This window comes from Pseudomonas sp. 1928-m, from assembly GCF_029269135.1.
GTDB lineage: Bacteria > Pseudomonadota > Gammaproteobacteria > Pseudomonadales > Pseudomonadaceae > Aquipseudomonas.
The window spans coordinates 278,852-304,274 of the sequence record NZ_JARIXO010000003.1; the positions used below are offsets into that span (position 1 = coordinate 278,852).

General features: G+C 62.8%; 23 protein-coding genes. 12 read left to right on the plus strand and 11 right to left on the minus strand.

What is annotated here, in order from left to right; all coding sequences use genetic code 11:
• Position 1 precedes the first annotated feature (1 nt).
• Both P3C18_RS13250 and P3C18_RS13255 read left to right on the plus strand, forming a co-directional pair.
• Complete coding sequence (locus P3C18_RS13250) at positions 2-1,771, plus strand: sodium:solute symporter family protein (RefSeq protein ID WP_275962313.1); 1,770 nt, start codon at positions 2-4, stop codon at positions 1,769-1,771.
• An 84-nt stretch (positions 1,772-1,855) separates the two neighbouring features.
• Positions 1,856-2,365 (plus strand): hypothetical protein, encoded by a 510-nt coding sequence (locus tag P3C18_RS13255; protein WP_275962314.1) that lies wholly within the window; start codon positions 1,856-1,858, stop codon positions 2,363-2,365.
• 76 nt (positions 2,366-2,441) lie between these two features.
• Here P3C18_RS13255 and P3C18_RS13260 read toward each other — a convergent pair whose 3' ends face one another.
• The 5 genes from P3C18_RS13260 to P3C18_RS13280 form a co-directional block, all read right to left on the minus strand.
• A complete protein-coding gene (locus P3C18_RS13260) occupies positions 2,442-2,624 on the minus strand; it encodes a hypothetical protein (RefSeq protein ID WP_275962315.1) in 183 nt (60 codons plus the stop codon).
• The gene (locus P3C18_RS13265) at positions 2,621-3,751 is read right to left on the minus strand and encodes a PepSY-associated TM helix domain-containing protein (RefSeq protein WP_275962316.1); all 1,131 of its coding nucleotides are present in this window, start codon (positions 3,749-3,751) and stop codon (positions 2,621-2,623) included. Before P3C18_RS13265 ends, P3C18_RS13260 begins: the two co-directional genes overlap by 4 nt.
• A 69-nt stretch (positions 3,752-3,820) precedes the next feature.
• The gene (locus P3C18_RS13270; RefSeq protein WP_275962317.1) at positions 3,821-6,235 is read right to left on the minus strand and encodes a TonB-dependent siderophore receptor; all 2,415 of its coding nucleotides are present in this window, start codon (positions 6,233-6,235) and stop codon (positions 3,821-3,823) included.
• Between the two features lie 229 nt (positions 6,236-6,464).
• Positions 6,465-7,418 carry a FecR family protein gene (locus P3C18_RS13275; RefSeq protein WP_275962318.1) on the minus strand — a complete coding sequence of 318 codons (954 nt, stop codon included), beginning with the start codon at positions 7,416-7,418 and terminating at the stop codon, positions 6,465-6,467.
• Positions 7,415-7,933 (minus strand): RNA polymerase sigma factor, encoded by a 519-nt coding sequence (locus P3C18_RS13280; protein WP_275962319.1) that lies wholly within the window; start codon positions 7,931-7,933, stop codon positions 7,415-7,417. Before P3C18_RS13280 ends, P3C18_RS13275 begins: the two co-directional genes overlap by 4 nt.
• A gap of 206 nt (positions 7,934-8,139) precedes the next feature.
• Here P3C18_RS13280 and yegQ point away from each other — a divergent pair, with 206 nt between their 5' ends.
• Positions 8,140-9,456 (plus strand): tRNA 5-hydroxyuridine modification protein YegQ, encoded by a 1,317-nt coding sequence (gene yegQ, locus P3C18_RS13285; protein ID WP_275962320.1) that lies wholly within the window; start codon positions 8,140-8,142, stop codon positions 9,454-9,456.
• Between the two features lie 216 nt (positions 9,457-9,672).
• Here yegQ and P3C18_RS13290 read toward each other — a convergent pair whose 3' ends face one another.
• The 3 genes from P3C18_RS13290 to P3C18_RS13300 form a co-directional block, all read right to left on the minus strand.
• On the minus strand, positions 9,673-10,377 hold the full coding sequence (locus P3C18_RS13290) for a 3'-5' exonuclease (protein ID WP_275962321.1): 705 nt from the start codon (positions 10,375-10,377) through the stop codon (positions 9,673-9,675).
• Positions 10,374-12,305 carry a putative nucleotidyltransferase substrate binding domain-containing protein gene (locus P3C18_RS13295; protein WP_275962322.1) on the minus strand — a complete coding sequence of 644 codons (1,932 nt, stop codon included), beginning with the start codon at positions 12,303-12,305 and terminating at the stop codon, positions 10,374-10,376. Before P3C18_RS13295 ends, P3C18_RS13290 begins: the two co-directional genes overlap by 4 nt.
• Before the next feature lie 170 nt (positions 12,306-12,475).
• Positions 12,476-14,665 carry a malate synthase G gene (locus tag P3C18_RS13300; RefSeq protein WP_275962323.1) on the minus strand — a complete coding sequence of 730 codons (2,190 nt, stop codon included), beginning with the start codon at positions 14,663-14,665 and terminating at the stop codon, positions 12,476-12,478.
• A gap of 299 nt (positions 14,666-14,964) precedes the next feature.
• Here P3C18_RS13300 and P3C18_RS13305 point away from each other — a divergent pair, with 299 nt between their 5' ends.
• Together P3C18_RS13305 and P3C18_RS13310 are read left to right on the plus strand one after the other, a co-directional pair.
• Complete coding sequence (locus P3C18_RS13305; RefSeq protein WP_275962325.1) at positions 14,965-15,411, plus strand: GNAT family N-acetyltransferase; 447 nt, start codon at positions 14,965-14,967, stop codon at positions 15,409-15,411.
• Positions 15,412-15,432: 21 nt separating this feature from the next.
• A complete protein-coding gene (locus P3C18_RS13310) occupies positions 15,433-15,951 on the plus strand; it encodes an ACT domain-containing protein (RefSeq protein WP_275962327.1) in 519 nt (172 codons plus the stop codon).
• Between the two features lie 213 nt (positions 15,952-16,164).
• Here the strand turns inward: P3C18_RS13310 and rarD are convergent, their stop codons facing one another.
• From rarD to P3C18_RS13325, 3 genes are all read right to left on the minus strand, one after another.
• The gene (gene rarD, locus P3C18_RS13315; protein ID WP_275962328.1) at positions 16,165-17,058 is read right to left on the minus strand and encodes an EamA family transporter RarD; all 894 of its coding nucleotides are present in this window, start codon (positions 17,056-17,058) and stop codon (positions 16,165-16,167) included.
• Between the two features lie 341 nt (positions 17,059-17,399).
• On the minus strand, positions 17,400-18,374 hold the full coding sequence (locus tag P3C18_RS13320) for a serine/threonine protein kinase (protein ID WP_275962329.1): 975 nt from the start codon (positions 18,372-18,374) through the stop codon (positions 17,400-17,402).
• 210 nt (positions 18,375-18,584) lie between these two features.
• Positions 18,585-19,319, minus strand: coding sequence for a ComF family protein (locus tag P3C18_RS13325; protein ID WP_275962330.1), 735 nt, complete (start codon positions 19,317-19,319; stop codon positions 18,585-18,587).
• Between the two features lie 80 nt (positions 19,320-19,399).
• Here P3C18_RS13325 and bioB point away from each other — a divergent pair, with 80 nt between their 5' ends.
• The 7 genes from bioB (at position 19,400) to P3C18_RS13360 (ending at position 25,267) form a co-directional block, all read left to right on the plus strand.
• Positions 19,400-20,455, plus strand: a complete 1,056-nt coding sequence (gene bioB, locus P3C18_RS13330) for a biotin synthase BioB (RefSeq protein ID WP_275962331.1) — start codon at positions 19,400-19,402, stop codon at positions 20,453-20,455.
• 111 nt (positions 20,456-20,566) lie between these two features.
• Positions 20,567-21,748, plus strand: a complete 1,182-nt coding sequence (gene bioF / locus P3C18_RS13335; RefSeq protein ID WP_275962332.1) for an 8-amino-7-oxononanoate synthase — start codon at positions 20,567-20,569, stop codon at positions 21,746-21,748.
• On the plus strand, positions 21,741-22,472 hold the full coding sequence (locus tag P3C18_RS13340) for an alpha/beta fold hydrolase (RefSeq protein WP_275962333.1): 732 nt from the start codon (positions 21,741-21,743) through the stop codon (positions 22,470-22,472). Before bioF ends, P3C18_RS13340 begins: the two co-directional genes overlap by 8 nt.
• Positions 22,465-23,271 (plus strand): malonyl-ACP O-methyltransferase BioC, encoded by an 807-nt coding sequence (gene bioC, locus P3C18_RS13345; protein ID WP_275962334.1) that lies wholly within the window; start codon positions 22,465-22,467, stop codon positions 23,269-23,271. The genes P3C18_RS13340 and bioC overlap by 8 nt, the downstream gene beginning before the upstream one ends.
• Before the next feature lie 63 nt (positions 23,272-23,334).
• On the plus strand, positions 23,335-24,024 hold the full coding sequence (gene bioD / locus P3C18_RS13350) for a dethiobiotin synthase (protein ID WP_275962335.1): 690 nt from the start codon (positions 23,335-23,337) through the stop codon (positions 24,022-24,024).
• 95 nt (positions 24,025-24,119) lie between these two features.
• The gene (locus tag P3C18_RS13355; protein ID WP_160014726.1) at positions 24,120-24,419 is read left to right on the plus strand and encodes a hypothetical protein; all 300 of its coding nucleotides are present in this window, start codon (positions 24,120-24,122) and stop codon (positions 24,417-24,419) included.
• A gap of 155 nt (positions 24,420-24,574) precedes the next feature.
• Positions 24,575-25,267, plus strand: coding sequence for a putative metalloprotease CJM1_0395 family protein (locus P3C18_RS13360; RefSeq protein WP_346015631.1), 693 nt, complete (start codon positions 24,575-24,577; stop codon positions 25,265-25,267).
• Positions 25,268-25,423: the final 156 nt, after the last annotated feature.

Here is a 25,423-nt window from a genome sequence, read left to right on the forward strand (position 1 = left end):
CATGAGCCAGTTTGTAATCAACATGCTGTTTGTGGGCGCCTCCTTCGCGCTCTACTTCGGCATCGCTGTCTGGGCACGCGCCGGCTCGACCAAGGAATTCTACGTCGCCGGCGGTGGTGTACACCCCGTCACCAACGGCATGGCAACTGCGGCCGACTGGATGTCCGCGGCGTCGTTTATTTCCATGGCTGGCCTGATCGCCGCCGGTGGTTATGCCAACTCAACCTTCCTGATGGGCTGGACCGGTGGTTATGTGCTGCTGGCGATGCTGCTGGCGCCGTACCTGCGTAAATTCGGCAAGTTCACTGTGCCGGACTTTATCGGTGATCGCTTCTACAGCAACGGTGCGCGTCTGGCTGCAGTGGTCTGCCTGATCATCATCTGCGTCACCTATGTGATCGGTCAGATGGCCGGTGCTGGCGTGGCATTCTCGCGCTTCCTCGAAGTGAGCAACTCCACCGGTATCTGGATCGCAGCCGGCGTGGTGTTCTGCTACGCGGTGTTTGGCGGGATGAAGGGCATTACCTACACCCAGGTTGCTCAGTACGTAGTACTGATCATCGCCTACACCATTCCTGCGGTGTTTATCTCCCTGCAACTGACCGGCAATCCGATTCCGATGTTCGGCATGTTCAGCGAGCACACTGAGTCAGGCGTGCCGTTGCTGCAGAAACTCAATGAAGTTGTGGCTGGGCTGGGCTTTACCGACTACACCGCCGATGTCACCAACAAGCTGAACATGGTGCTGTTTACCATGTCGCTGATGATTGGTACGGCCGGTCTGCCGCACGTCATCATTCGCTTCTTCACCGTGCCGAAAGTCGCCGACGCGCGTTGGTCGGCTGGCTGGACTCTGGTGTTTATCTCCCTGCTCTATCTCACCGCGCCTGCTGTGGCCTCCATGGCACGCCTGAACCTGATGACCACGGTTTATCCGCAGGGTGTTGAAGCGCCTGCACTGGCCTATGAAGAGCGTCCGGAGTGGGTGAAAACCTGGGAAACAACCGGTCTGATCAAGTGGGAAGACAAGAACGCTGACGGTCGCATCCAGCTGTACAACGATGCCGCGCCTGCCTTCACCCCGACCGCCGAAACGCGCGGCTGGAAAGGCAACGAGCTGACCGTGAACAACGACATTCTGGTACTGGCTAACCCGGAAATCGCCAACCTGCCGGGCTGGGTTATTGGCCTGATTGCAGCGGGTGCCATTGCCGCCGCGTTGTCGACGGCTGCCGGTCTGTTGCTGGCCATTTCCTCAGCGGTGAGTCATGACCTGATTAAGAACATGATCAATCCGAAAATCAGCGAGAAGGGGGAGATGCTCGCCGCGCGGATCTCCATGGGGGTCGCGATCCTGCTGGCCACCTGGCTGGGGCTCAATCCGCCAGGCTTTGCGGCGCAGGTGGTGGCGTTGGCCTTCGGCATCGCCGCAGCCACGCTGTTCCCGGCGCTGATGATGGGCATCTTCTCCAAGCGGGTAAACGACAAGGGCGCGATTGCCGGCATGCTGGTCGGTCTGGTGTTCACCGTCGTTTACATCTTCCTGTACCTGGGCTGGTTCTTCATCCCTGGCACTGCGACCTTCGCCAACACCCCGGATAACTGGATGTTCGGCATCTCGCCGCTGTCCATCGGTACTGTGGGTGCGGTGATCAACTTCGCGGTTGCCTACGGCGTGTCGCTGGTCAGCGTTGCGCCGCCGAAGGAGATTCAGGAATTGGTGGAAAGCGTACGTACTCCCAAAGGTGCTGGTGGCGCATTAAGCCACTGAGCATAATCCCCCCGGATCATGTTTGATCAGGGTCTTACCAGCGGGCCTCCTTAGGAGGCCCGTTTGATTTTCGGGAGTCAGTCAATGTTGTGGACAATACTTGCCATCGTGGTGTCAGGGCTGGGTGCGGCTGGTATTGCCATGCTGCTGCGCAAACTGACGCGCAACCGCTTGCCCAAGTGGATTATTCCGGCGTTTGGCGGTTTGGGCATGCTGAGCTACCAGATTTATTACGAGTACTCCTGGTTCGAGCACCAGCTGCAGCGTCAGCCGGCCGAGTCCGTACTGGTGGCCAGTGAAACCGGTGAGGTGTTCTGGCGGCCCTGGACGTTTTACTGGCCGATGACCACGGCCTTCACCGTGCTCGACAGCAAAAGCCTGCAGCGCCAGGAGACAGAGGCGGGCGTGATCAGCGCCTTTAACCTCTACCGCTTTGAAAAGCAGCACATCGACCACGTCAGCCATCAGGCGCATCTGCTTAATTGCACCACGGCAGAACTGCTGCCTTTGGACGCAGGCAAAAAGCCGCTGCTGGATCAGTTGAAGGTCGTAGCTAAAGAGGATGCGCTCTACCTGCAGGTTTGCCAGTCGTAGGCCGCAGCACCGACACCGATTCCCCACGCGAATACATACAGGTTGCCGACCGGCTCGCCCTGATCCCTTTGCGGGTTTACGGGCGCCGGTTTTTGCTGCGCTGCAGCAACGGCCAGCAGCCAAGTACGGCCGGTAGCCCGAGGCCAAGCCAGGCCACGGCATCCCAGCCACCATCACCCAATAGCGCACTGATCAGGCCGATGGCGCTGAGCAGGCCGATCAGCAGCGGCAGGGCGAAGGTCGATTGGCGCCAGTTCATGTCGTCGCCTCCGTGCGTTCACGCTGTATGGCCGGAGTGCGTCTACGCACCCACCAGAGGTACAGACCGCTGCCGAGCACGATGATGGTCAGCACATCCAGCACTGCCCAGAGCACTTTCATCGGCATGCCGCCGTAGTCACCAAAATGCAGCGGTTGCGACATCGACAAGGCGTCCATATACCAGGGCCGTTGGCCGATGGCGGTGACTTCCAGGCTGCGCGCATCGATCAGCACCGGCGTCCACAGGTGCGCAGTGAGGTGCGTATTGCCCTTCATAAACACGCTGTAGTGGTGTTCGCTGGAAAAGCGCGTGCCGGGGAAGGCGATAAAGTCCGGCTGCATAGCCGGCGTTGCTTGCGCCGCGATAGTCAGCACCTGGTTGACCGGCGCGCGCTGGGTCAGCGGCGGCGCATCGCGGTACGGCTCGACCATCGCTGCCAGGGACTCGGTACGCCAGGCGCTGATCAATAGATCGGCGCAGGCGCTGATTACCCCGGTCACGCCCACCACCAGCGCCCAGGTCAGGGTGACGATACCGATCAGGTTGTGCAGGTCGAGCCAGCGCGTGCGGGTGGCTTTCTCCCGGCGCACTTCGGCGAATTTCAGCCGACGCATAAACGGCGCGTAGAGCACCACGCCGGAGATGATCGCCACCACGAACAGCAGGCCCATAAACGCCAGCAACAGCTTGCCGGGCAGGCCGGCGAACATATCCACATGCAGGCGCAGGATGACCATCAGGATGCCGCCATTGGCCGCCGGCATCTCAATCGCCTCGCCGCTGCGCGCATCGAGCATAAAGGTGTGCGAGGAGTTCGGCTCGGTGCCGGCGGTGGCGGCGGTAATCGCCACCACGCCGTTGGGTTCGTCGTCCTCGAAACCGAAGTACTGCACCACTTCGCCCGGGCGATAACGCTCGGCGGCCTCGACCAGCTGTTGCAGGCTCAGATGCGGGGTTTCGGCCGGCAGCTCACGCAGCTCTGGCGCTTCACCGAGCAGGTGCTCCAGCTCATGGTGAAAGATCAGCGGCAGGCCGGTTAGGGCCAGCATCAGCAGAAACAGGGTGCAGATCAGGCTGGTCCAGGTGTGCACCTGGGACCAGCGGCGGATGGTGGTGCTTTTCATAGGCTTTTCCAAAAGCCGAAGGCCGCCCATGGGGCGGCGTCGATGGCGCGCGGGTTAAAACTCAGTGGGTTACCACTTGTACGTGGCGCTGGCGACTACGCTGCGTTGGTCGCCGTAATAGCAGTAGTAGCTGTCGCAGGTGGAGATGTAGTCCTTGTTCAACAGGTTGCTTGCGTTGAGCGCCAGCGATGCGCCGGTAAGGCTGTTGTCCAGGCGGCCGAGGTCGTAGTGCACGGCGGCATCGAACACGGTGTAGGAGTTGGCGAAGCCAAGCTCGGAGTTGGCCTGGTCACCGAAGGTATTGCCGGTGTAGCGAGCGCCAGCGGCGATGCCGAAACCGTCGAGTACACCGTTGTGCCAGGTGTAGTCGGCCCACAGCGAGGCCTGGCGATTGGGCATCAGTTGCAGGCGCTTGCCCTTGAACTCACCGTCTTGCACTTCAGACTTCGCCTGAGTGTAGGAGGCGACCACCTTCAGGTTGTCGGTGACGTTGCCCACGGCTTCCAGTTCCAGGCCCTTGACCTTCACTTCGCCGGTCTGGCTGGTGACCGCCGTGCCGTTGATACGGTTGGTGACCGACACGTTCTGTTGGGTCAGGTCGTAGACGGCCGCGCTCAGCAGGATGTCGCTTCCCGGCGGCTGGTATTTCACGCCCAGCTCCCATTGCTTGCCTTCAGTCGGTTTGATCGACTGCGTCGGCGAGGCAGTGGCGTTGCTGGTTGGCTGGAACGACTCGGCGTACGACAGGTAGGGGGTGAAGCCCGAGTCAAACACATAGCTGAGGGCCGCGTTGCCACTGAAGGCCTTGTCGCGTTCGGTGTTGGTCGCATCGGCCTGGTTAAAGAACGTGGTGCCGGTGTGCACCCAGTCTTCGCGGCCGCCAAGGGTCAGACGCCACTGGTCGAAGGCCATCTGGTCCTGGACGTAGAGGCCAGTCTGGTGGGACTTCTGGTTGTAGTCGTAGAACGCCAGGGAGCGCGGCGGGCGGACGATAGGCTGGCCGTGCACCGGGTTGTTGACGTTGATGTCCGGCGGGGCGTAGCCATTGAACGCGGTACCGAAGACTGACATGTAGTTGGTGTCGATGCGCTGGTGGTCGAGGCCGAGCAGCAGGGTGTGGTTGATTTCGCCAGTGGCGAAGTCGGCCTGGAAGTTGTTGTCCACCGCGAACTGACTGATGTCTTCCTCAGTGTTGGTGGTGCCGCGGCCGATGTTGCCGTCGTTGTCCATCAGGGTCCAGGGGTAGGAGCCAACGGTGACGGTCTGGAACGACAGGTCGGACTTGGTGTAGCGCAGGTTCTGGCGGAACTGCCAGACGTCGTTGAAACGATGCTCGAAGGCGTAGCCCAGGGCGTAGTAAGTGCGGTCGTAGTAGTCGTAGTCAGGATCGCCCAGGTTCTTGTGGTGGGAGATCTTGCCGAACGGCATGTCGATCTTGGTGCCCTGGATTGGGCGGAACTGGCTGGTGGTGCCGGTATCGTCGCGGGTGAACTGCGACAGCAGGGTCAGGCTGGTATCGGGGTTGATATTCCAGGTCAGGCTGGGTGCGATGTTGTAGCGCTTGTTGTCGACCTTATCGATCTGGGTGCCGCTGTCGCGTACCACGCCGCTCAGGCCATAGAGGAACTGGCCCTGCTCGTCGAGCGTGCCGGTGCTGGCGAAGTTGATCTGGCGATGGTTGTCGCTGCCGTACTGCACTTCGATCTCATGGGCGGTCTCGGCGTTCGGGCGACGGCTGACCATGTCCAGCAGGCCGCCGGGTGGAGTCTGGCCATAGACCGACGATGCCGGGCCGCGCAGCAAGGCCAGGCGGTCGAGATTCCAGGTTTCCGGTTTCGGGTTGGCGTATACGCCACGGGGCAGCGGCAGGCCGTCGAGGAAGTGGGTTGGCTCGAAGCCGCGCACGCGCATCCAGTCGTAGCGGGTGTCGCTGCCGAAGCTGCTGGAGACGATGCCCGGCATGTATTTCACCGCGTCATCGAGGCTGTGCACGCCACGATCCTGCATCTGCTCGCGGGTGGCCACCGAGATTGAGCGCGGTGCTTCCAGCAGTGGCGTGTCGGTCTTGCTGCCAGCCGCTGTGCGTGAGGCCAGGTAGCCGGGAGCAGGGCCCCAGGCGCTTTCCACATTCTGCGCGGCGGTCACTGTAACGTCCGGCAACGCCACGGCCGCTTGCGGCACGGGCGCCAGGCTGTAGCTGCCGGCGCTGTTCTGTTGCAACTGCAGGCCGCTGCCTTGCAGCGCCTGTTGCAGGGCGCCGAGGGCGTCGTAGTCGCCGGCAACCGGGGCCGATTGCTTATTGGCAGTCAGCGCGGGGTCGATGCTCAGGACGATGCCGGCCTGGCTGGCGATCTGCGTCAGGGTACTGGCCAATGGCGCGGCTGGCAGCTGGTAGCTATCCGCCAGGGCCGGTGTGCAGACGCTGGCGAGGCTGATGGCAGCGGCCAGCAGGCCGGGGCGAAACAGGGGCAGGGCGCGGGTCATTACGAAACTCTCCTAAGCGGGAATGCATCTCAATGACCTGTTGCCGAAGCAGAATGGAAAAGTGACAGGGTCGGCTGAAATTATTTTTTAGCGAGATCCAAAGGCGCTGTTGTCGACCCCTAACCGGGCGCCGGTTCTTTGTGGGAGGGGCTTTAGCCGCGACACTGCAATGTCGCGGATAAAGCCCCTCCCACGTCAGCCCCTGTCCGCCTGGTTTTTAGGCGGCCGCTTACTGCGCAGCAGGCACGACCTTGGCCCACCAGTTGCCAAAGCGTTCGATTTGCACCGGCAAACTCGGCGGTAGCGCAGCCAGGGCCTTGTCGCTGTCATGCAGGGGGAAGCTGCCGCTGATGCGCAAGTCAGCCAGGCTTGGGTCGAGGCCCAGGTAACCGCTGCGGTATTCGCCCAGGGCGTCGAGCAGGTCGGCCAGGCGCAGGTTATCGGCTACCAACATGCCGTGGCTCCAGGCCGCCGCGCTGAGTGGCGCAGGCAGCACGCTGCCAAGGCGCTGGCGCTGCATCAACACCTGCTCGCCACTGTGGATAACCCGCTCGCTGCTGCCTTCGGCCGGGTGCGCGGCGACGGCCGACTGCAGCACGGTGAGGCGCGTGCTGGTGCCTTCGCGGCGCACCAGAAAGCGCGTGCCGAGGGCGCGCAGGCTGCCGTGCTCAGTCAGCACTACAAAGGGCCGCGAATCGCCGTGAGCGGTCTGTACGAGGATTTCACCGCTGCGCAGGCGCACCGCGCGCTGGCTGTCGCTGAATTCAATATCCACGGCGCTGGCGCTGTTCAGGCGCACCAGGCTGTGGTCGCTAAGCAGCAGCTCGCGCTGTTCGCCCCGGCCGGTGTGTTCATCTGCCAGGTAATCGCCAAGCGTGCGTTGTTGCGCCAACAGACCGAGCAGCAGGGCGCTGCTCAGCAGCAGGCCGAGCGCGGTGCCACCCAGGCGGCGCAGGCTCTTGCTGCGCGCGCTGTGCAGCAAGGCCTGGCGCGCTGGTGCGGCGGCGGCCGAAGCCAGGCGGATATCCAGGCCATTGAGCTGCTGCCAGACCCGCGCATGTTCGGGATGTGCCGCCAACCATGCGGCGAACGCATGCTGTTGTTCGGCGCTGACCGTGCCGGAGTCCAGGCACAGTTGCCATTCGATGGCCGCATCCAGCACCTGGGCCGATACCGCGCTCATTGTGGCTCTCCGTACAGGGCGATGTAGCACTGACGCAGGCCCTGGGCCAGGTATTGGCGCACGCGGGAGACGGAAACACCGAGGCGCTCGGCGATTTCCGCATGACCCATGCCGTCCAGGCGGTTATGCAGAAAGGCCGCGCGGGCGTTGCTCGACAGCTGGCCGAGCAGGCGGTCGATCTCGAGCAGTGCGTCCAGGGCCAGCGCCTGTTCTTCGGCGCTGGGTTGCACGTCCTGCGGTTGCTGGCCGAGTTCTTCGAGGTAGGCACGTTCCAGCGCGCTGCGGCGGAAGTGATCGATCAGCAGGCCCCGGGCGATGGTGGTCAGCAGCGCGCGCGGCTCGCGAGCCTGGTCCAGATCACTGCGCCCGAGCAGGCGGACAAAGGTGTCCTGGCTGAGGTCTTCGGCGCGTTCCGGGCTGTACAGGCTTTTGCGCAGCCAGCCGAGTAGCCAATCGCGGTGATCGCGATAGAACAGGCCAACAAGTTGCTGGTGGGTGGAATCGCCGGCCGACACGCGGACCTCGCAACAGGAGATAGGAAACAAATCGAGAATTATTCGCATATGATGACAGGCCCGCCCCCTGCGCTGCAATCAGCCGTTTGGCTGCCGCGATGGGTGGTTGCCCGCGTGCTGCCAGCGCTGTGACATAGATGCAGATCAATAGCCGCCGGCAACTGGCGCGCTAGAGTGACCGGCCCTGTTGGCTGAGCGCTTGACCCATGGCATCGACTCCGTATTACCCCGAGCTGCTCTCGCCAGCCGGCACCCTGAAAAACATGCGCTACGCCTTTGCTTACGGCGCGGATGCGGTGTACGCCGGGCAGCCGCGCTACAGCCTGCGGGTGCGTAACAACGAGTTCGATCACGCCAATCTTGAGGCGGGTATTCGTGAGGCGCATGCCCAAGGTAAGCAATTCTATGTGGTGGTCAACATTGCGCCGCATAACGCCAAGCTGAAGACCTTTCTGCGCGATCTGCTGCCGGTGGTGTTGATGGGCCCGGATGCGCTGATCATGTCCGACCCCGGTTTGATCATGCTGGTACGCGAACATTTCCCGCAGATGCCGATTCACCTGTCGGTGCAGGCCAATGCGGTGAACTGGGCCAGCGTGCAGTTCTGGAAGCAGCAGGGCCTCTCCCGGGTGATTCTGTCGCGTGAGCTTTCGCTGGAGGAGATTGGCGAAATCCGCAATGAAGTACCGGGCATGGAACTGGAGGTGTTTGTCCATGGCGCGTTGTGCATGGCCTATTCCGGGCGCTGCCTGCTGTCGGGCTATATCAACAAGCGCGACCCCAACCAGGGCAGCTGCACCAATGCCTGCCGCTGGCAGTACCAGGCTCAGCCCGCTGGCGAGAATGAGTTGGGCGAGGTGGTGCAGCTGGTCGAACCGACCCTGGGTGTGGGCGCACCGACCGAGCAGCTGTTTCTGCTGGAAGACGCCAGCCGCCCTGGCGAGCAGATGGCCGCCTATGAGGATGAGCACGGCACCTACATCATGAATTCCAAGGACCTGCGCGCGGTGCAGCATGTCGAGCGCCTGGTGCAGATGGGTGTGCATTCGCTGAAGATCGAGGGCCGCACCAAATCCCACTACTACGTGGCGCGCACCGCTCAGGTGTATCGCAAGGCCATCGACGATGCCGTCGCGGGCAAGCCCTTTGATAAGAGCTTGATGGATACTCTGGAATCCCTCGCCCATCGTGGCTACACCGAGGGTTTTCTGCGCCGCCATGTGCATGACGAATATCAGAACTACCAGCGCGGCAGCTCGGTGTCCGAACAGCAGCAGTTTGTCGGTGAGCTTACCGGCGAGCGGCGTGGTGAACTGGCTGAGGTGCGGGTAAAGAACCGCTTTGCTGTAGGCGATGGCCTGGAGCTGATGACGCCCCAGGGCAATCTGCGCTTTACCCTGGACCAGCTGGAAAACCGTCAGGGCCACGGCATGGCGGTCGCCCCGGGCGACGGCCATGTGCTGTACCTGCCGGTGCCGCCTGAGGTGCAGCTGGAATATGGTTTGTTGATGCGCGATCTGTAGGGCTTTCGTAGGGGGACGCTTTATCCATCCAGCAGGATTGACGGTCTACTCAGTGGTGGATGAAAGAGTGTTATCTGCCCTAATGAAGGTGCGTTGGGTAGGGTGGATGACGCTTTATCCATCCACCAGGGTTGCGGGGCTGCCCTGTGGTGGATGAACAGAGCGTCATCCACCCTACAGGCGTCGTGAGAGAGCCGGCAGTCTGGGTGGCCCAGCCTACATAGAATGCGCGCGCTGCCGGCGGCGGCTGTTGAGTTGCTGCAGCAGTGCCGGCAGGCTGTCGAGCTGCTGCTGGCGCGCCTTGCTAAACAGGATCAGCGCCAGCTCGGCAGTCACCAGGGCGTCGGCGCTGGCGTGGTGGCGTTGTTGCACCTGCAGGCCGAAGTGCGCAGTCCAGTCGTCCAGCCCAGCGTGAGGCAGATTGGCTTTGGGACAGACCAGCGGGGCGATCTCGGCGACATCAAAGAAGGCATGGCGCAAGCGATAGCCCAGGCTCTGCTTGAGTGCGCGGGCGAGCATGCGCTGGTCGAATTCGGCGTGGAACGCCAGCAGCGGACTGTCGCCGACAAACTCCATAAAGCTCAGCAGCGCTTCGGCCGGCTCCTCGCCATTGGCGATCTCGCTGGGGGCGATGCCGTGGATCAGGGTGCTGGCGCTGGCCTGATGATCCAGGCGCTGCAGGGTGCATTCGAATTGCTGGCTGAGGTCGATGGCACCGTTGTCGATCACCACCGCGCCAATCGATAGCACCTGATCGCGGCGCATATTCAGGCCGCTGGTTTCCAGGTCGAGGATGACCAAGCGCTGCTGCTGCAGCGGACGCTCATCGAGTGCGCAGGGCTCGGCCAGCTTGCCGCGCCGCTGCAGTTGCAGTTGGGTCAGCGCCGGGCCGCGCCCGCTAAACCAGGTGAACTTGCTCATAGTTGATACCTCACAGCCAGGCTGCTCTGCAGCCGCTGCGCCTGGCGGAAGGACTCGCGCAGGATGCGTCGGTCGAGGTGGTTGAGATTATCGGGGTCGACCCGATTGGAGTAGGGCAGGCCGCTGCGTGCCTGCAACTGGTGCTGCTGCATCCGTGCCTGCTGAATGTAGTGGTAGGCCTCTTCATAGGCCGCGCCATCCTGGGCGTCGATGACCTCCAGCTTGATCAGCGCGCGCAGCCGTTCCAGGGTGCCCACGGCGGTTACGCCATGGGCCAGAGCAAGCAGGCGGGCACCGTCGACAAAGGGCGTGAGGCCCTGCACCTTGAGGTCCAGGGTGTCTTTCTCCGCGCCTTTACGGGCTACGACAAAGTCGCGAAACATCCCTACCGGCGGGCGTTGGCGCAGGGCGTTCTCGGCCAGCATGCGCTGGAACAGGCTATTGCCGGCCACCTGCAGCAGCAGGCCCTGGCGCAATTGCTCGCAGCCGTCTGTCTCGCCCCATACCGCGCGCAGGTCGAAATAGATGCTTGAGGCCAGCAGGTTCTCCGGCGTAGCTTCCTGGACAAAGCTGCTGAAACGCCGCGACCACTCCTGGCGCGACAGGCACAGCTCGGGGTTGCCGGCCATGATATTGCCCTTGCACAGGGTAAAGTCGCACTGCGCCAGACGCAGGTTGATCTCATGGGCCAGTGGCAACAGGCGGCCGCGAATGGCGGCGGCCTCGGCTGCGTCGGCGGCTTCGAAGAGAATGCCGTTGTCCTGATCGGTGTACAGGGTTTGCTCGCTGCGGCCCTCGCTGCCGAACACCAGCCAGGTAAACGGCACGCCAGGGTCGCCCATGTCTTCCAGGGTCAGCTCGATCACCCGGCAGACGGTGTGGTCGTTGAGCAGGGTGATCAGCTGGGTGATCTGCGTCGAGCTGGCGCCGTGGGCGAGCATGCTGTCGACCAGTTGGCGCACATCGCTGCGCAGCGCCGCCAGGGTTTCCACCCGGCCAGCGTGGCGAATGGTGCGCGCCAGGTGCACCAGGTCGACCCGCTGCAGGCTGAACAGATCACGCTCGGAAATCACCCCGCACAGCCGGCCATGTTCGACCAGGCAGACGTGGGCGATATGCCGCTCGGTCATGGCCATCGCCGCGTCGAAGGCGCTGGCATCCGGCGGCAGATGGAAGGGCGACTGGGTCATCAGGCGGTCGATGGGTTGGGTCAGGTCGACGCCATCGGCCACCACGCGGCGCAGGTCACGCAGGGTGAAAATGCCCAGCGGTTTCTGCGCCGGGTCGACAATCACGATGCTGCCGACCTGCTGCTCGTGCATCAGCTGCACCGCGTCACGCATCGGCATTTCAGGGCCGCAGCTGATCGGGTTGCGCATGGCCAGCTGGCCGAGGCGGGTGTCGAGGGAATACTGCGCGCCGAGGGTTTCCACCGCGCGCATCTGCACCTGCTGATTGACCTGGTCGAGCAGGCTGCTGACCCCGCGCAGGGCAAAGTCGCGCAGCGGGTTGGACAGCGAGAACAGCTTGATAAAGGCCGGCTTGTTCAGCAGCAGGCAGAAGGTGTCTTCGGCAGCCAGGTGTTCGGTGCGGGTGGCGCGCTCGCCAATCAGCGCGGCCAGCGGGAAGCATTCGCCGGTGGTGATCTCGAAGGTGGTTTCCGTGCCCCGGCGCGCCGAATGCGGGCGCTCGCCATGCACGCGGCCCTGTTTGACGATAAAGAAGTGCTCAACCGGGCCGTCGGTCGGCTTGATGATGGTTTCGCCTTCGCCATAAAACCGCAGCTGACAGTTCTCCACCAGATACGCCAGGTGCGCGGTATCCATCTGGTTGAACGGCGGGAATTTCTGCAGAAAGGCCATGGTGCCATGGATGTTCTGCAGCACCGCCGTCTTGCCTGCCTGGGCGATTGCGTCTGCGCTGCTCATGGGCGGCCTCGGGAGTTGGCTATATAGGCATGATCGGCCTTTGCTGTCGCCCGGGCCATTGGACGTAAGTCTAGAGGTCAGTCATGTCCTGGTGCGGCCTGCTGCCGGGTATTTGGCCGCAATAAAAAACCGCCCCGAGGGGCGGTTTTTTATGTGGCTACAGCTGCGGGTTACAGGCCGTTGGCGGCCTTGTCCCTTTCCTTGAATTCGCGGCGGCGGCGGTGCAGGACTGGCTCGGTGTAGCCGTTCGGCTGCTTGGCGCCTTCGACCACCAGTTCCAGGGCGGCCTGGAAGGCGATGTTGCTGTCGAAGTTCGGTGCCAGCGGACGGTACAGCGGATCGCTGGCGTTCTGCCGGTCAACTACCGGGGCCATGCGCTTGAGGCTGGCAACGATCTGCTCTTCAGTGGCGATGCCATGACGCAGCCAGTTGGCCAGCAGCTGGCTGGAGATGCGCAGGGTGGCGCGGTCTTCCATCAAGCCAACGTCATTGATATCCGGCACCTTGGAGCAGCCGACGCCCTGGTCGATCCAGCGCACTACATAACCGAGGATGCCCTGGGAGTTGTTGTCCAGTTCGTTCTGGATCTCCTCAGCCGACCAGTTGGTGTCCTTGGCCAGCGGAATGCTCAGGATATCGTCGATGGACGCGCGCTCACGCTTGGCCAGTTCGGCCTGACGGGCGAACACGTCGACCTTGTGGTAGTGCAGTGCGTGCAGCGCAGCGGCGGTCGGCGACGGAACCCAGGCGGTGTTGGCACCGGCCAGTGGGTGAGCGATCTTCTGCTCAAGCATGCCAGCCATCAGGTCGGGCATGGCCCACATGCCTTTACCGATCTGCGCGCGACCTTGCAGGCCGGTGGCCAGGCCGATGTCGACGTTCCAGTTCTCGTAAGCGCTGATCCACTTCTCGGACTTCATGGCAGCCTTGCGCACTACGGCGCCGGCTTCCATGGAGGTGTGAATTTCGTCACCGGTACGGTCGAGGAAGCCGGTGTTGATAAACACCACGCGCTCGCTGGCGGCCTTGATGCAGGCTTTCAGGTTGACGGTGGTGCGGCGCTCTTCGTCCATGATGCCGACTTTCAGGGTGTTGCGCGCCAGGCCCAATACGTCTTCAACGCGGCCGAAAATTTCGGTGGTGAAGGCGACTTCTTCCGGGCCGTGCATCTTTGGTTTAACGATGTAGACCGAACCGGTGCGGGTGTTCTTGCGGCTGGTGTTGCCATTCAGGTTGTGGATGGCAATCAGGCTGGTGAACAGCGCGTCCTGGATGCCTTCTGGGATCTCGTTGCCCTGGGCATCGAGAATCGCCGGGTTGGTCATCAGGTGGCCGACGTTGCGCACGAACAGCAGGCTGCGACCGTGCAGGGTCAGCTCACTACCGTCGACCTTGGTGTAGACGCGATCCGGGTTCATGGTGCGGGTGAAGGTCTGGCCGCCTTTGACCACTTCTTCCGCCAGGTCGCCCTTCATCAGGCCGAGCCAGTTCTTGTAGATCACCACTTTGTCGTCGGCATCGACGGCCGCTACGGAGTCTTCGCAGTCCATGATGGTGGTCAGCGCAGCTTCCATCAGCACGTCTTTAACACCGGCAGCGTCGGTCTGGCCGACCGGGGTGTTGGCGTCGATCTGAATTTCGAAATGCAGGCCGTTGTGCTTGAGCAGGACGGCGATAGGCGCGTCGCTTGCGCCCTGGAAACCAACCAGTTGCGCGTCGTCACGCAGGCCGCTGTTGCTGCCGCCTTTGAGGCTGACAACCAGCTTGCCGGCTTCGATGCGGTAACCGGTGGAGTCGACGTGGGAGCCAGCAGCCAGCGGCGCGGCTTCGTCGAGGAAGGCGCGGGCGAAGGCAATCACCTTGTCGCCGCGAACTTTGTTGTAGCCACGGCCTTTCTCGGCGCCGCCTTCTTCGCTGATCACGTCGGTGCCGTACAGGGCGTCGTACAGCGAACCCCAGCGGGCGTTGGAGGCGTTGAGGGCGAAACGCGCGTTCATCACCGGCACGACCAGCTGCGGGCCGGCCAGACGGGCAATTTCTTCGTCGACGTTCTGCGTGGTGGCCTGGAAGTCAGCCGGCTCTGGCAGCAGGTAACCGATTTCCTCAAGGAAGGCTTTGTAGGCAGCGGCGTCATGGGCCTGGCCTGCGCGGGCCTGGTGCCAGGCGTCGATCTGCGCCTGAATCGCATCGCGTTTGGCGAGCAGCGCACGGTTTTTCGGGGCCAGGTCATTGATGACCGCTTCGGCACCCGCCCAGAACGCCTCGGCAGCAATGCCGGTCCCGGGGATGGCTTCGTTATTCACGAAGTCGAACAGCACTTTGGCAACCTGCAGGCTGCCTACTTGAACGCGTTCAGTCATCACTTGCCTCACTCTGCTCAGCTCTACTCAATAGCCGCGTCGGACATGGGAAATACGTCATGTAGTCCGAGGCGCGGCATACTACATCAAGATCCGGGGAAAATCAGTGGGTGCGCGTCGCTCTGCGACCAAGAAGTGCTTTGCAGTCACTGTGTGTGGCGTATTGTCGCGGTGAACTTTGAATATTGTTTCATAAAAGTTAAAAAACAGTACACAGTTTATTGCGCGTGTTGCTCGATCTACTGCTATAGGCGCGCATGCCTATACTGCTGCTCCACCGTTTATGGAGAGTGATCACCATGCATATACAGGCAGCCACTGCCGTGGATCTGGATGAGCTGGCCGAGCTGTTTGGCGCGTATCTGCGCTTTTATGAGGTGGCCAAGCCTCAGCCGCAGGTGCGGGACTTCCTCGCCGCGCGCCTGCGCAACAGTGATTCGACCATCCTGCTGGCCCGTGATGCGCAGGGTAAGGCGCAGGGCTTTGTCCAGCTCTATGCCTTTTTCTCCTCGCTGGCGCTGCAGCCGGCTTGGCTGCTGAGTGACCTGTATGTCAGCGAGCAGGCGCGCCGCCAGGGTGTTGGTGAGGCGTTGATGAACGCTGCTCGCGCCCATGCCGAAGCTACTGGCGCATGCGGTTTGCAGTTGGAGACGGCAAAGAGCAATCTGCCAGGACAAGCCCTCTACGAACGCCTGGGTTATGTGCGTGATGAGGTGTTTTATACCTATTGGCTGGCGCTCAAATAAGCCTCGTATAAGGAGTTGTTTATGGATCATCTGGTATTGACGGTTATTGCCCAGGATCAGCCGGGGCTGGTCGAGCGCATCGCCCAGTGCATCAGCGAGCACGGCGGTAACTGGCTGGAGAGCCGCATGTCGCGTATGGCTGGGCAGTTCGCCGGAATCCTGCGCGTTGATGTGCCGCTGGATGCGCATGCCGGCCTGGCCACTGCGCTGGAGGAATTGCAGGGCCATGGCATTCGTGTGCAGATCGCTGCCGGCGGCACCGAGCCGGTAACGGTTTGGCAGGCCATTCGCCTGGAGCTGGTGGGCAATGATCGCCCAGGCATCGTGCGCGATATCACCCGCCTGCTTAGCAGCCATGGGGTCAACCTGGAAAGCCTGAACACCGAAGTGGTGCCGGCGCCCATGAGTGGCGAACTGCTGTTTCAGGCCCAGGCTGTGTTGGGCGTGCCGCAGAGTCTGAGTCTGGAGCAGCTGCAGACCCATCTGGAAACCCTGGCGGATGATCTGATGGTGGAGCTAAAGCTGCAGGTCGAGGACTAGGCAGCTTTATCCACGATCCATGTGGATAACTCTGTGCGTAGCATGAGGAGCCCCCGGGCACTGCTTAGTGCCCCGGGGCTTTTTGCTAAGTGCTTATTTTTTAAGCACTTAGCAACTGGTTGTGCACAAAGGCCGGGGATGCTTCTGTGGATAAGCCGGGGGCAACTAGCTGCAGGCCAGCTGCTTCGGGCGTTACAAGCTGTTGGTTGTTTTTTAGCCAGCCTGGCGTTTGCGCAGGCTCAGCCAGGCATCCACGCTGTAGATCGCCAAGCCCGCCCAGATGCAGATAAAGGCCAGCAGCTTGCTTGGGTCGAAATGCTCACCGAACAGGAAAATCGCCTGCAGCAGCACCAGGGTCGGCGCCAGGTACTGCAGAAAGCCCAGAGTGGTGTAGGGCAGATGGCGGGCGGCGGCGTTGAAACACACCAGCGGCACCAGGGTGATCGGGCCGGCGGCAATCAGCCACAGCGCTTCCGGGGTGCTCCAGAAGTCGGCTTGAGTGCTCATGGCCGCCGGGTGCACTAGCAACCAACCGAGCGCCAGTGGCAGCAATAGCCAGGTTTCCACCACCAGGCCGGGCAGTGCGGCCACCGGCGCCTGTTTGCGGATCAGCCCGTAGAAGCCAAAGGTCAGCGCCAGCACCAGGGATACCCAGGGAATGCTGCCCACCTGCCACAACTGCTGCAGCACACCCAGCGCGGCCAGGGCCACGGCCAGCCACTGCAGGCGGCGCAAACGCTCACCGAGAATCAGCATGCCCAGCAGCACGTTGACCAACGGGTTGATGTAGTAGCCCAGGCTGGCTTCGAGCATGCGCTCGTTATTTACCGCCCAGACATACACCAGCCAGTTGCTGGCGATCAGCACGCCGCTCAGGGCCAGCACGGCAAAGCGTTTGGGGTTATTCAGCAGTTCGCGCAGCCAGCCGGGATGTTTCCACACCAGCAGCAACAGCGCACCGAACAGCGCGGACCAGAGTGCGCGATGGACGATGATTTCCAGCGCCGGCACGCTCTGGATGGTTTTGAAGTAGAGCGGGAACAGGCCCCAGATGATGTAGGCGGTCAGGCCGAGAATATACCCGCGGCGCGGGTTGGCGGTGGCCATGCAGGGTCCTTGCTTAGGCTGCTAACGAGAGGCTTGCGATTCTAGTCGGCATGGCGCGGGCTTGTCTGGATGGGCAGGATTTTCTTCGGCAGTCTAGGCCGCTTGGCTGTAACAAAGACGTTACGGCTGTGCGGCTAACTGTAGTGGTCAGCCCTGTAGCCCGGATAAGCCGTGGCGCAATCCGGGAGTGCTATCCCGGATTGCGCTGCGCTTATCCAGGCTACGGACTGCATGGGCCGAGGGATCTTGGTGCGCGCGGCGCACCCTACAAGTCAGCCCTGTAGCCCGGATGCAATCCGGGGTTGCCATTCGCGGATTACATCCGGGCTAGGCAAGCAGTGTCAAAACAGCTTTAGCGGCTCTTCGTCCAGCGCGGACAGTTGCTCGCGCAGGATCAAAATCTGATCGCCCCAGTAACGCTCGCTGCCAAACCAGGGGAAGCTCATGGGGAACGCCGGGTCGTCCCAGCGTCGCGCCAGCCAGGCGCTGTAATGCATCAGGCGCAGGGCGCGCAGGCCTTCGATCAGCGGCAGTTCGCGCGGGTTGAAATCGTGAAACTCCTGATAACCATCCATCAGTTCCGAGAGCTGGCCGAGGCGCTCGTGACGTTCGCCGGCCAGCATCATCCACAAATCCTGCACCGCCGGCCCCATGCGGCAGTCGTCGAGGTCGACCATATGGAAGGTGTCGTCGCGGCACAGCAGGTTGCCGGGGTGGCAATCGCCATGCAGACGGATCGCCTGCACCGGATTGGCAGCGAACAGCACATCCAGGCGCTTGAGCAGGTCACGCGCCACCGACTCGTAGGCTGGCAGCAGGCTGCGTGGAATAAAGTTGCCGTCCAGCAGGGTGGCCAGCGAGGCGTGGCCGAAGTTGCTCACCTGCAAGGCTTCACGGTGGGCAAACGGCTTGAGTGAGCCGACCGCATGCAGGCGGCCGAGCAGTTGGCCGAGGCGGTACAGTTGGTCGAGGTTGCCCGGCTCCGGCGCGCGGCCGCCACGCCGGGGAAACAGGGCGAAGCGAAAACCCCGGTAACTGAACAGGGTTTCGCCGTCGCGCACCAGCGGTGCAACCACCGGTACTTCGCACTCGGCCAGCTCGAAGGTGAAGCTGTGCTCCTCGCGAATCGCTTCATCGGTCCAGCGGTCTGGGCGATAGAACTTGGCGATCAGCGGCGTTTCATCCTCGATGCCGACCTGATAGACGCGATTTTCATAGCTGTTCAGCGCCAGTACGCGGGCGTCGCTGAGGTAGCCGATGCTCTCCACGGCATCCAGCACCAGGTCGGGTGTGAGTGCGGCAAATGGATGGGACATGGGCGACTCCGGGGTAATTGGCCGCAGAGTGTAGCGCTTATGCAGGCTCGGGCGGTGTTTGAGCGCTGCGTAGGATGGCGTTGAGCGCAGCGATACCCATCACCAGTTCGTAGCCTAGATAAGCGCAGCGCAATCCGGGATAGCTGTCTGGATAGCACTTCGGATAGCGCTCCCGGATTGCGCCAAGGCTTATCCGGGCTACGAGGCGGGTTAATCGCCGGGCTTTGGCGTGCGCGCCAGGCAATACACGTCAATCTGCGCTGCACCGGCCTTGTTTAACAGCCGCGCCAGGCTTTCGGCGGTGGCGCCAGTGGTCAGCACATCATCGACCAGCGCCACATGCCGGCCGCTCACTGCGCTGCCCGGCGCCAAGGCAAAGGCCTTACGCAGGTTGCGTTTACGGGTGGCGGCGTCCAGTTGCTGTTGCGCTGGGGTGTCGACAACCCGCTGCAACCAGTGCGCCTGCAGCGGCAGTTGTAGGCTGGCGCTCAGCCATTCAGCGAGCAGGCCGGCCTGGTTGAAGCCACGCTGGCGTTGACGCTTGTCCGCCAAGGGCACAGGCAGCAGCAGATCGGGGCGCGGCAGGCCTTCATCGAAGGCATGTTGCAGATGCTGTGACAAAAGCTCGCCGAGCAGACGTCCCAATGGCCACTTGGCCTGATGCTTGAACCGGGTGATCAGGCTGTCGATGGGGAAGGCGTAGCGCCAGGGCACTTCGACCTTGCTGAAGCTGGGCGGCTTTTTCAGGCAGGCCCCGCAGACCAAGCCGTGGCTGGGCAGCGGCAGGGCGCAGACCTGGCAATGCCCGCCGAGCCACGGCAGCTCGGCTTCGCAGCTGGTGCAGATGGCCAGTGCGGCATCGGCGGCTTCATCGCAGAGTAAACAGATTTGTTTGCTTTTTGACCAGTTGTAAACCGAGTGCTGTGAGTTGGGTTGACAGCGCATACGCCTTCCATAACTATGCCGAACATCCGTGTCGCGTCCGCTGAATCTAGCAGGGCGCAGCCAACAATAAGGAATTACCGATGAGCGCCACCACCGCCGCCAACCTGCGTCACGACTGGACTCTCAATGAGGTCAAGGCGCTCTTCGAGCAACCGTTCAACGACCTGCTGTTCCAGGCGCAGACCGTGCACCGCGCGCACTTCGACCAGAACCGCGTGCAGGTCTCGACCCTGCTGTCGATCAAGACCGGCGCCTGCCCGGAAGACTGCAAGTACTGCCCGCAATCCGGCCACTACAACACCGGTCTGGAGAAGGAAAAACTGCTGGAAGTGCAGAAGGTGCTGGAGGCCGCCGCCGAGGCCAAGGCCATCGGCTCTACGCGTTTCTGCATGGGCGCGGCCTGGAAACACCCGTCGGCCAAAGACATGCCCTACGTGCTGCAAATGGTCGAAGGCGTCAAAGCCCTGGGCCTGGAAACCTGCATGACCCTGGGCAAGCTGGATAAAGAACAGACCCAGGCCCTGGCCGCTGCCGGCTTGGATTACTACAACCACAACCTGGACACCTCGCCGGAGTTCTACGGCAATATCATCACCACCCGCACCTATGGCGAGCGCCTGGAAACCCTGGCCTATGTGCGTGACTCGGGGATGAAGATTTGTTCCGGCGGCATCCTCGGCATGGGCGAGTCGCTAGACGACCGCGCCGGCCTGTTGATTCAACTGGCCAACCTGCCGGAGCACCCGGAGTCGGTGCCGATCAACATGCTGGTCAAGGTCAAAGGCACGCCGCTGGCCGATGAGCAGGACGTCGATCCGTTCGACTTTATCCGCATGCTCGCCGTGGCGCGGATCATGATGCCGCAGTCGCATGTGCGCCTGTCCGCCGGCCGCGAGGCGATGAATGAGCAGATGCAAGCCCTGGCGTTCTTCGCCGGTGCCAACTCGATCTTCTACGGCGAAAAACTGCTGACCACCGCCAACCCGCAAGCCAATCAGGACATGCAGCTGTTCGCCCGCCTCGGCATCAAACCGGAAGAGCGCGAAGAGCACGCCGATGAAGTGCACCAGGCGGCCATTGAGCAGGCGCTGGTCGAACAGCGCGACTCCAAGCTGTTCTATAACGCCGCCGTCTGATTTCCCCAGGTAGGGTAGGAGCGGGCCATGCCCGCGAAGGCTGTGAGCATTTCGCGGGCATGGGACTAGGCGTCCCCCCCGCTCCTACTTCCATGCTCCCCCGAGGCTTGCATGCCGTTCGATCTTTCTACTCGCCTGGCCGAGCGCCGCGCTGCCAACCTTTATCGCCAACGCCCGCTGCTGGAATCACCGCAGGGGCCGCTGGTGCAGGTCGATGGCCGTGAGCTGTTGGCCTTCTGCTCCAACGATTACCTCGGCCTGGCCAATCATCCGCAGGTGATCGAAGCCTGGCGCGCCGGTGCGCAGAAGTGGGGCGTGGGCGGCGGCGCCTCGCATCTGGTGATCGGCCACAGCACGCCGCATCACCAGCTCGAAGAAGCGCTGGCCGAGTTCACCGGGCGCCCCCGTGCGCTGCTGTTTTCCACCGGTTATATGGCCAACCTCGGTGCGGTCACCGCGCTGGTCGGGCAGGGCGATAGCGTGCTGGAGGATCGGCTTAACCATGCCTCCTTGCTGGATGCCGGCCTGCTCAGTGGCGCACGCTTTTCCCGTTACCTGCATAACGATGGCGTCAGCCTGGCCAATCGCCTGCGCAAGGTCAGCGGCAATACCCTGATCGTCACCGATGGCGTATTCAGCATGGATGGCGACCTGGCTGATCTGCCTTCACTGTGCGCCGAAGCGCGCCGCGCCAATGCCTGGGTGATGGTCGATGATGCCCATGGTTTCGGCCCGCTGGGCGCCACCGGCGGCGGCATCGTCGAGCACTTCGGCTTGGGCGTCGACGATGTGCAGGTGCTGGTCGGCACCCTGGGCAAAGCCTTTGGCACCGCTGGCGCCTTTGTCGCCGGCAGCGAGGAGTTGATCGAGACCCTGGTGCAGTTCGCCCGGCCTTATATCTACACCACCAGTCAGCCGCCGGCACTGGCCTGCGCCACCCTGAAAAGTCTGGAGTTGCTGCGCAGCGAACACTGGCGCCGCGAGCATCTGAATGCCCTGATCCAGCGTTTTCGCCAGGGCGCCCAGGCCATCGGCCTGGAGTTGATGGACAGTGCAACGCCGATTCAGCCGATCCTGATCGGCGACAGCGGCCTCGCCATGCAGCTGTCGCAGATGCTGCGCGAGCGCGGTCTGTTGGTCACCGCAATTCGTCCGCCCACCGTGCCGGCCGGCAGCGCACGTCTGCGTGTGACTCTTTCCGCCGCGCATAGCCTGGCGCAGCTGGAGCTGCTGCTGGAAGCCCTGGCCGAATGCTGGCCGTTGCTCACTGGCGAGGCTGCCGCCCGTGCGTGATCGACTGATTCTGTTGCCTGGCTGGGGCCTTGGCACTGCGCCTCTGCAGCCGCTGGCCGAGGCCTTGCGCGGCCTCGATCCGCGTTTGCAGGTGCAGGTCGAACCGCTGCCTTTATTGGTTTCTAGCGACCCAGCCGACTGGCTGGACGAACTCGACGCCAACCTGCCTGAGGATGCCTGGCTTGGCGGCTGGTCCCTCGGCGGCATGCTTGCCGCTGAACTGGCGGCGCGGCGTGGCGAACGCTGCAGCGGGCTGCTGACTCTGGCCAGCAATCTGCGTTTTGTTGCTGAGCCAGGCTGGCCTGCGGCTATGCCTGCCGAGACGTTTAAGGCTTTCCGCCAGGGCTGCGCCGTTGATGCGTCCGCCACCCTGAAGCGGTTTACCCTACTTTGCGCCCAGGGCGCGGCGGATGCTCGCGGCCTGTCGCGGCAGTTGCTAGCGGCGGCTCCGCAGGTGCAGCCCGAGGCACTGCTGGCCGGGCTGGATCTGCTCGCCAACCTGGACACGCGCGCAGCGCTGCAAGCCTTTGTCGGCCCGCAGTTGCATCTGTTTGCCGGCCAGGATGCGCTGGTGCCTGCGGCTGCCGCCCCGGCCTTGCTGGCGCTGCTACCGGATGTCGAGATCGGTCTGATCGATAACGCCAGTCACGCTTTTGCCCTGGAGCGCCCGCATGAAATTGCCGCGGCGATTCAGGCCTTTCTGCATGAGGCCGGTGATGACTGATCTGGCGCATAACCCACTCGGCGGCCTGCCGGATAAACGTCAGGTAGCGGCGTCGTTCTCCCGCGCGGCGCAGAGCTATGACAGCGTGGCGGCTCTGCAACGCAGTGTCGGCCAGCAGTTGCTAGGGCAGTTGCCGGCGGCGATCAGCCCGGCTCGTTGGCTCGATCTAGGCTGTGGCACCGGCTATTTCAGTCGCGCGCTGGGTGAGCGTTTTCCTGCCAGCCAGGGCGTAGCTCTGGATATCGCCGAAGGTATGTTGCAGCACGCCCGGCCCCTGGGCGGCGCGCAGCAGTTTATTGCCGGCGATGCCGAGCGTTTGCCGTTGCAAAGTGCGTCCTGCGACCTGCTGTTCTCCAGTCTGGCCTTGCAGTGGTGCGCGGACTTTTCCGCCGTGCTTGGCGAAGCCGCGCGGGTACTCAGGCCTGGTGGTGTATTGGCCTTTAGCAGCCTGTGCGTCGGCACCCTGCAGGAGCTGCGCGACAGCTGGCAGGCGGTGGATGGTTTTGTCCACGTCAATCGCTTCCGCCGCTTTGAGGATTATCAGCAGCTGTGCGGTGACAGCGGGCTGACGCTGCTCAGCCTGCAAGCCACGTCTGAGACGCTTTATTACCCCGATGTACGCAGCCTGACCCATGAGCTGAAAGCTCTCGGCGCGCATAACCTCAACCCCGGCCGTCCAGGTGGCCTGACCGGGCGGGCGCGCATGCTGGCGCTGCTCAATGCCTACGAACAGTTCCGTCAGCCGCAAGGCCTGCCGGCGACCTATCAGGTGGTTTACGGCGTATTGCGCAAGGGTTGAGATAAGCGCGGCCTGCCCTGAATGTCTGCAGCACGTCGTCACTACTCCTCACCAGAGATCTTTATGAGCCAAGCATTTTTCGTGACCGGCACCGATACAGAAATCGGCAAAACCACCATCGCCGCCGGGCTGCTGCACGCGGCACGAATGGCGGGGTTGTCGACTGCGGCGGCCAAACCGGTGGCATCCGGCTGCGTGCGCACAGTGGATGGCCTGCGCAACGACGACGCCCTGGCGCTGCTTGGTGAATGCACCCTGGCGCTGCGCTATGAAGAGGTCAATCCGCTGGCATTCGAGCCGGCGATTGCCCCGCATCTGGCTGCGCGCGAGGCGGGTGTATTGCTGGATGTTGCCGCGCTGCAAGGGCCGGTGCAGGCGATTCTGGACAAGCAGGCGGACTTCACCCTGGTCGAAGGTGCGGGTGGCTGGCGCGTACCGCTGGCCGGGGATGCGGCGCTTTCGGATCTGGCGATTGCCCTGCAGTTGCCGGTGATTCTGGTGGTCGGCGTGCGCCTGGGCTGCATCAACCAGGCATTGCTCACCGCTGAAGCCATCCTGCGCGACGGCCTGCCGCTGGCGGGCTGGGTGGCCAATCTGGTCGACCCGCACACCTCGCGCCTTGGGGACAATCTGGCGACCCTGGCCGAGCGCCTGCCTGCACCCTGTCTGGGTTATCTGCCGCGCCTGGCCGAGGCCACGCCGGCTGCGGTTTCTGGCTATCTCAATCTCGATCTATTGCACCGCGCGCTATAAGCAGGCCAAGTGCCATAGCCTTTTGCTTGTACGTTTTTCGAGCAATTTCTGCTTCAATTAAGCCGTTAGTGGTTTGCCATAGCGGGAGCTTGGGCATGGAAATTTCTGGAAGCGCTTTCAACTCGGGCATCAGCACCATTCAGTCCGGCCAGCGCCGGGTCGATCAGGCTGCGGCGGATATCGCCAGCAATGCGGTTACCCAGCCACAGCAGCCGACCTCCACGCCGCCGGCCAATCAGGTCAACCCTGCGCCGAGCTCGGCCGAGCAGACTCGCCCCGATCTGGCGGAAAGTCTGGTCGCCCTGCGCCAAGGTCAGAATGAGGCGGAAGCGGGCGCCAAAGTGGTGAAGACTGCCGATGAGGTGCTCGGCACCCTGATCGACACCACGGCTTGATACGCTTGCCCCTAGCGTAGTCCGGCTCTGTTACGGAGTTTTAGCAGTCAGGGGCGAGGAGTCATTGCATGCAGATTGGCGGCGCAACGTCTTATCCTGCGCCTGCAGCAACTCTACTGCCGGCTCGGCCTCTTGCGTCCAATGTTTCCCCTGATGTGTCCCCCGATATTACCCGCGCCGCCCAGGCGCCGATAACTGCCGCCCAACCGCTGGCCGATGAGCAATCGGCGTCGGCGCGTGAAGAGGCCGATAAACCTGCCGACACCTCGGCCAATCCCGATAAAGCCAAAAGCCGCGAAGGCGAGCCCAGCCCGCAGCAGCAACGCCTTGAGCAACTGGAAATTGCCAAACTGGTCAGCCGTGATCAGGAGGTGCGCACCCACGAGCAGGCGCACGCTGCCGTCGGTGGGCGCTATGCCGGTGCACCGACTTACACTTATGAGCGCGGCCCGGACGGCAAGCGCTATGCGGTAGGCGGTGAGGTGGGCATCGATACCAGTCCGATCCCCAACGACCCCGAAGCCACCCTGCGCAAGATGGAGGTGGTGATTCGCGCGGCCCTGGCACCTGCCGAGCCGTCGGCGCAGGATCGTCAGGTGGCGGCGCAAGCCCAGGCGCAAATGGCCGAAGCGCGTGCCCAGTTGGCGCAACAGCAGCGCAGTGAGGCAGAGGCCGCCAGTGAAGCGCGTGCCGAGCAGCGTAAACAAGAGGACGAAAAGAAGCCCGAGGAGGAGGAAAAATCCACCGCGCCCGTCCAGCAGGATCTGCCGCCACCACCTAGTCTTGATCTGTACAGGCAGCTCAGCGGTTTGCAGACGCCGGCCCCGGTTGTCGATCTGGTGGCCTGAACGGCGTTAGGGGTGCTTGACATTAAATAGGCATAAACGTATGTTTCAAACGCTTGTTTGATTAGCTCGGTTGCCAAGGGGCAGGCGAGCGCCGGGATTGCTCCCGAAAACGACCGAATATCCGGTCACCTACACACTAAGAATCCACCGCAGAGG

What these genes read in the sequence shown, in the direction of transcription:
- P3C18_RS13250 (WP_275962313.1), top strand. Translation starts at nt 2, where the DNA reads ATGAGCCAGTTTGTAATCAACATGCTGTTTGTGGGCGCCTCCTTCGCG.
- P3C18_RS13255 (WP_275962314.1), top strand. Translation starts at nt 1,856, where the DNA reads ATGTTGTGGACAATACTTGCCATCGTGGTGTCAGGGCTGGGTGCGGCT.
- P3C18_RS13260 (WP_275962315.1), bottom strand. Translation starts at nt 2,624, where the DNA reads ATGAACTGGCGCCAATCGACCTTCGCCCTGCCGCTGCTGATCGGCCTG.
- P3C18_RS13265 (WP_275962316.1), bottom strand. Translation starts at nt 3,751, where the DNA reads ATGAAAAGCACCACCATCCGCCGCTGGTCCCAGGTGCACACCTGGACC.
- P3C18_RS13270 (WP_275962317.1), bottom strand. Translation starts at nt 6,235, where the DNA reads ATGACCCGCGCCCTGCCCCTGTTTCGCCCCGGCCTGCTGGCCGCTGCC.
- P3C18_RS13275 (WP_275962318.1), bottom strand. Translation starts at nt 7,418, where the DNA reads ATGAGCGCGGTATCGGCCCAGGTGCTGGATGCGGCCATCGAATGGCAA.
- yegQ (WP_275962320.1), top strand. Translation starts at nt 8,140, where the DNA reads ATGGCATCGACTCCGTATTACCCCGAGCTGCTCTCGCCAGCCGGCACC.
- P3C18_RS13290 (WP_275962321.1), bottom strand. Translation starts at nt 10,377, where the DNA reads ATGAGCAAGTTCACCTGGTTTAGCGGGCGCGGCCCGGCGCTGACCCAA.
- P3C18_RS13295 (WP_275962322.1), bottom strand. Translation starts at nt 12,305, where the DNA reads ATGAGCAGCGCAGACGCAATCGCCCAGGCAGGCAAGACGGCGGTGCTG.
- P3C18_RS13300 (WP_275962323.1), bottom strand. Translation starts at nt 14,665, where the DNA reads ATGACTGAACGCGTTCAAGTAGGCAGCCTGCAGGTTGCCAAAGTGCTG.
- P3C18_RS13305 (WP_275962325.1), top strand. Translation starts at nt 14,965, where the DNA reads ATGCATATACAGGCAGCCACTGCCGTGGATCTGGATGAGCTGGCCGAG.
- P3C18_RS13310 (WP_275962327.1), top strand. Translation starts at nt 15,433, where the DNA reads ATGGATCATCTGGTATTGACGGTTATTGCCCAGGATCAGCCGGGGCTG.
- rarD (WP_275962328.1), bottom strand. Translation starts at nt 17,058, where the DNA reads ATGGCCACCGCCAACCCGCGCCGCGGGTATATTCTCGGCCTGACCGCC.
- P3C18_RS13320 (WP_275962329.1), bottom strand. Translation starts at nt 18,374, where the DNA reads ATGTCCCATCCATTTGCCGCACTCACACCCGACCTGGTGCTGGATGCC.
- P3C18_RS13325 (WP_275962330.1), bottom strand. Translation starts at nt 19,319, where the DNA reads ATGCGCTGTCAACCCAACTCACAGCACTCGGTTTACAACTGGTCAAAA.
- bioB (WP_275962331.1), top strand. Translation starts at nt 19,400, where the DNA reads ATGAGCGCCACCACCGCCGCCAACCTGCGTCACGACTGGACTCTCAAT.
- bioF (WP_275962332.1), top strand. Translation starts at nt 20,567, where the DNA reads ATGCCGTTCGATCTTTCTACTCGCCTGGCCGAGCGCCGCGCTGCCAAC.
- bioC (WP_275962334.1), top strand. Translation starts at nt 22,465, where the DNA reads ATGACTGATCTGGCGCATAACCCACTCGGCGGCCTGCCGGATAAACGT.
- bioD (WP_275962335.1), top strand. Translation starts at nt 23,335, where the DNA reads ATGAGCCAAGCATTTTTCGTGACCGGCACCGATACAGAAATCGGCAAA.
- P3C18_RS13355 (WP_160014726.1), top strand. Translation starts at nt 24,120, where the DNA reads ATGGAAATTTCTGGAAGCGCTTTCAACTCGGGCATCAGCACCATTCAG.